We start from the raw sequence: 4,408 nt of genomic DNA on the forward strand, positions 1-4,408 counted from the left end.
GGGGCCGCGCGCTGCTGCGCCTGGCCGACCTGCTGGAGGAGCACCGCACCGACCTGGCCCTCACCGTCAGCCTGGAGATGGGCAAGCCCGTCACCGACTCCCACGCCATCGAACTGCGTGCCGCCATCGCCACCCTGCGCTGGTACGGGCAGCTCGCCGACAAGCTCGCCGACGAGATCCCGCACACCGACCCCGCCGCACTCGCCCTCGTCACCCGCGAACCCGCCGGGGTCGTCGGCGCGGTCGTCCCGTGGAACTTCCCCCTCACTCTGGCCTCCTGGAAGATCGCCCCCGCCCTCGCCGCGGGCTGCGCCGTGGTGCTCAAACCCTCCGAGGCCACCCCCCTGTCCGCCCTCACGCTCGGGCGCCTGGCCACCGAGGCCGGGCTGCCGCCCGGCGTCCTCAACGTCGTGACCGGTGACGGCCCCGTCACCGGCCGGGCCCTGGGCCTGCATCCAGGCGTCGACGTGCTCGCCTTCACCGGCTCCACCGCCGTGGGCCGCCACTTCCTGCGCTACGCGGCCGACTCCAACCTCAAGCGCGTCTGGCTGGAGCTGGGCGGGAAGTCGCCCAACATCATCCTCCCGGACGCCCCCGACCTCGAACGGGCCGCCGCCACCGCCGCCTGGGGGATCTTCTTCAACCAGGGGCAGATGTGCACGGCCCCCTCCCGCCTGCTGGTGCACTCCTCGATCGCCGAACGCGTCACCGAGGCCGTCGTCGACCACGCCCGGGCCCTGCGTCCGGGAGACCCCCTCGACCCGGCGACGACCCTGGGCCCCCTGGCCGGGGCGGCCCACCTCGAACGGGTCCTGGGGCACGTCGGCGCCGCCCACGACGAGGGTGCGCGCCTGCGCACCGGCGGGGCGCGCACCCTGGAGGACACCGGCGGAACCTTCCTGGAACCCACGGTGTTCGACCGCGTCGCCCCCTCCTCCCGCCTGGCCCGCGAGGAGGTGTTCGGCCCCGTCCTGGCCGTGACCGCCTTCGACAGCCCCGATGAGGCGGTCGCCCTCGCCAACGACACCGACTACGGCCTGGCCGCGGGGGTGTGGACCGCCGACCTGTCCACCGCGCACCGCATGGCCCGCGCCCTGCGCGCCGGGACGGTGTGGGTCAACTGCTACGAGGAGGGTGACCTGACCGTGCCGTTCGGCGGGATGAAGCGGTCCGGCAACGGCCGCGACAAGTCCGTCCACGCCCTGGAGAAGTACACCGAGCTCAAGACCACCTGGATCCAGTTGTGACCCGGCCGCTCATCGCCGTCCCCGCCCGCTTCTCGGCCTCCGCGTCCGCCCTGCGGTACGCCGCCGAGGTCAACGCCCGCGCCTTGGTCGAGGCCGTCTGGCGCGCCGGGGGCGAGCCCGTCACCCTCCACCCCGCCGACCCCGGTGGGGCGGGCGGGCGGCTCGCGCGCTTCGACGGCCTCCTGCTGCCCGGCGGAGGCGACCTCGCCCCGCACCTGTACGGCGAGTGTGATCCGCACGCCGGCGTGTACGACGTCGACGACGAGCAGGACGCCTTCGACCTGGCCGCGGCCCGGTGGGCGTTGGAGGCGGACGTTCCGCTCCTGGCGGTCTGCCGCGGCCTCCAGGTCGTCAACGTCGTGCGGGGCGGCACCCTGGAACAGGACATGGGCGGCCCCGGGCACGAGCACCGCCACGTCGTCCACCCCGTCGCCCTGGAGCCCGACTCGCTCGTGGCGGCAGCCACCGGCGTGGGCAAGGTGGAGGCGTCCTGCTACCACCACCAGCGGGTGGCCGAGCTCGGCGCGGGTCTGTCCGTCACCGCGCGCGCGGCCGACGGCACCGTGGAGGCGCTCGAACTCCCCGGGCGCCGGGGATGGTGCGCCGCCGTGCAGTGGCACCCGGAGGACACCGCGCGCACCGACCCCGCCCAGAACCGGCTGTTCGCGGCGTTCGTGGCCGCCTCGCGGCGGGCCTAGGGGCGCGGGCGGCGGCCGCTGCGGCGCGGAGCGGGTTCGGCGCCGTCGAGTAGTTCGAGCCTGCGCTGTTCGCCGTGCTCCTCGACCTGGACCACCACCCGCCGCAGGACGTCGGCCAGTCCACGGCACTCCTCGTCGCTGAGCCGGGCGGTGACGAAGGCCTCCTCCTCGTTGAAGGCGGGGAAGACCCGGGCCATCAACTCCTCACCCCCTTCGGTCAGGGCGAGGAGCACCAGGCGGCCGTCGGTCTCGTGTTTCGAGCGCCGAAGGAGCCCCCGCGACTCCAGGGTGCGGGCCACCCCGGTGAGCGTCCCCTTGGAGATCCCGGCCTCCTCGGCCACCGTGCGCGTCTCGGACTCGCCCCAGACCCAGACCACCCACAGCACGACGAACGCCGTCCACGTCAGGTCGCTGTCGCGCAGCACGGTGTTCTCCAGGTGCTGGCGCACCGCCGAGGCCGCACGGTAGATGTTGGCGACGGCGGCCATCTGCTCCCGGTGGATCGGGACGCCGCCGAGCTTGGCCCGAGCCAGCTTCTCGGCCTCGGTGATGGATCGCTGGCTGGGCACGCGGGCACGCTCCTTCGACGCGGGGTCGTTCGGTGTCAAATTGTAGGACCCGTTCGAGTCCGGGCCCCAACGGGTGGGTGAGGTGTTGGTGTCTCTGGCGGAGGCGCGGACCAGGACCGGCCTCCCGCCGCGGGGCGCCGGAGACGAACGGGTCGGCGCCACCAGCGGCCCTGGAGACAAGCAAGCAGGTTGAAGGACGAGTTAGTACTGCGACGGGTGGTTAGTGGGGATATTGGCGGTGATGGATGTACAAGGGTGTCCGATCCTGTAGAGGCGATGCGCCATGTCGCAGTTCCGTCCACGTGTTTTGTGGGTCCGGCGTGACGGGAGTCCCCGATTCAGGATGGGCGCGCCCAGTGTCGCCGGTCAGATGTTCGCCCTCCAACTGCTGGTCGTGGTGGTGCTGGTCGCCCTGGGCGCGGTGGCCCTGGTGCTGCAGAGCCGCTACGACAGCGAGCGGGGGGCGAGTGTCCGGTCACTGGCCGTCGCCGAGACCTTCGCGCGGGCGCCGGGGATGGAGGAGGCACTGGAGTCCCCCGATCCGTCGGCGGTGCTGCAGCCGCTCGCCGAGGCGGCCCGGGAACGGTCGCGTGTCGACTTCATCGTGGTGATGACCCCTGAGGGCACCCGTTACACCCACCCGAACCCGGACCGCATCGGGCAGACCTTCATCGGCACCATCGAGCCCGCCGCCGCCGGAGGGATCGTCACCGAGACCTACACCGGCACCCTCGGCCCCTCCGTGCGGGCCGTGGTCCCCGTCACCTCGGAGGACGGCGAGGTCGTGGGCCTGGTGGCCGCCGGCGTCACGCTGGAGAGGATCGGCGCGACCGCCGCCAGGCAGTTGCCCCTCCTGATCGGCGGGGCGGCCGTCGCGCTCGTCCTCGCGACGGGCGGGGCGGCGCTGATCGGACGTCGGCTGCGCAACCAGACGCACGGACTGGGGCCGGCCGAGATGACCAGGATGTACGAGCACCATGACGCGGTCCTGCACTCCGTCAAGGAGGCTGTCCTGATCACCGACGGGGACGGTCGCCTGCTGCTCTCCAACGACGAGGCGGACCGGCTGCTCGGGTTGCCCCCGGACGCCGTCGGCCGGCACGTCGACGATCTGCGCCTGCCCACCTCCATCGCCACGCTGTTGGTCTCCGGGCGCAGCGCCACCGACGAGGTGCACCCCGCCGCAGACCTGCTGTTGGCCGTCAACCAACGGACCACGGACCTGCGGGGAGGGCCGCCGGGCAGCGTCATGACGCTCCGGGACGCCACGGAGCTGCGCGTGCTGTCCGAGAGGGCCGAACTGACCAGGAAGCGCCTCAAGCTGCTGTACGACGCCGGGGGGCGCATCGGCACCACACTGGACGTGCGACGCACCGCCGAGGAACTGGCCCAGGTGGCCGTCCCCCGGTTCGCCGACTTCATCGCCATCGACCTGGCCGACCCCGTGCTGCGGGGCGAGGAACCCGGCCCCGACAGTACCGTCGTGCGCCGGGTCGCCCTTCGCGGCGTTCGGGACGACCCGCCGCTCTACCCGGTGGGGGAACTGATCGAGTTCGTGGCGTCCACCCCGCAGGCGAGGGGGATCGGCAGCGGGGAGGCCGTGCTGCTGCCCGATCTGACCGACGCCCCCGCCTGGCGCGCCCAGGACCCCGAACGCGCGGAGAGGATCGTCGGGTACGGGATCCACTCGCTCATCTCGGTGCCGCTGCGTGCCCGGGGGAGCGTGCTCGGAACGGCCACCTTCCTCCGTTCGCGCGAGCCCGCCCCCTTCGACGAGGACGACCTGTCCCTCTCGGAGGAGCTGGCGCTCCGCGCGGCGATCTGCATCGACAACGCCCGCCGCTACACCCGCGAACACACCATGGCGGTGGCGCTGCAAAGCAGCCTCCTCCCC

The 4,408-nt window shown here is 73.1% G+C and carries 4 protein-coding genes; 3 read left to right on the forward strand and 1 reads right to left on the reverse strand.

The window, feature by feature from the left end; translation table 11 throughout:
• Positions 1-1,247: aldehyde dehydrogenase (locus D471_RS0117540; RefSeq protein WP_017599828.1), on the forward strand; the 1,247-nt coding region annotated here is incomplete at its 5' end.
• Positions 1,244-1,945: a gamma-glutamyl-gamma-aminobutyrate hydrolase family protein gene (locus D471_RS0117545; RefSeq protein ID WP_017599829.1), complete on the forward strand. Its 702-nt coding sequence runs from the start codon at positions 1,244-1,246 to the stop codon at positions 1,943-1,945. The genes D471_RS0117540 and D471_RS0117545, both read left to right, overlap by 4 nt.
• Here D471_RS0117545 and D471_RS0117550 read toward each other — a convergent pair.
• Positions 1,942-2,514, reverse strand: coding sequence for a MarR family winged helix-turn-helix transcriptional regulator (locus tag D471_RS0117550; protein ID WP_017599830.1), 573 nt, complete (start codon positions 2,512-2,514; stop codon positions 1,942-1,944). The two genes, D471_RS0117545 and D471_RS0117550, sit on opposite strands and share 4 nt — an antisense overlap.
• 343 nt (positions 2,515-2,857) lie before the next feature.
• Here D471_RS0117550 and D471_RS0117555 point away from each other — a divergent pair.
• Positions 2,858-4,408 (forward strand): GAF domain-containing protein (locus D471_RS0117555; RefSeq protein WP_017599831.1); only part of this gene is annotated, 1,551 nt, incomplete at its 3' end.

It is taken from the genome of Nocardiopsis lucentensis DSM 44048 (assembly GCF_000341125.1).
Classification (GTDB): domain Bacteria; phylum Actinomycetota; class Actinomycetes; order Streptosporangiales; family Streptosporangiaceae; genus Nocardiopsis; species Nocardiopsis lucentensis.